The 539-nt window shown below is 71.4% G+C and carries 1 protein-coding gene; it reads right to left on the bottom strand.

Annotated elements, in window-relative coordinates:
• A partial coding sequence (locus tag DD1DGNOD_RS29720; RefSeq protein WP_283234719.1) for a nitrogenase component 1 occupies positions 1-539 on the bottom strand: 539 nt, incomplete at both ends.

Below are 539 nucleotides of genomic sequence, written 5' to 3' on the forward strand. Positions count from 1 at the left end.
GTCTACGTCTACGTCGGCAGCGGCGGCGGCCGTGGCCGCCACGCCCCCCGGGCCTGCGATCCGCTGGCCGGTGGGGCCGGCCGGATCCGGGTCGTCCCAGGGCGCGGCCGCCCTTACCTGTTCCCAGACCGGGCTGGACAGCGCCAGATCCAGGCGCCGGGCAAATTCGATCATGCCCGGGTAGCCGGCGAAGGCGTGGTGCCGTTCCTGGTTGACGTCGAGGAACGGCAGCTTGCCCTTGAGGGCGGTGTACTGGTTGCGGCCACCGGCGATCAGGATGTCGGCCTGGGTGTCGGCGGCGACCCGCAGCAGCTCGGCGGGTGTGCCGTTGCGGATGACGATCCCGTCGGGACCGAGCAGTTCAGTGATCTTGTCTACGTCGTCCTCGGTGCTCTTGGTAGCCCCGGAGGCGACGACCTCCACCCCGAGGTCCTGTAGCGCCGACACCAGTGACCAGCTCTTGACCCCGCCGGTGTAGAGCACCGCCCGGGCGCCGACGAGCCGTTCCCGGTAGGGGACGAGCGCCGTCGCCAGGGCGG

The organism is Candidatus Protofrankia californiensis, assembly GCF_900634765.1.
Taxonomy (GTDB): domain Bacteria; phylum Actinomycetota; class Actinomycetes; order Frankiales; family Frankiaceae; genus Protofrankia; species Protofrankia californiensis.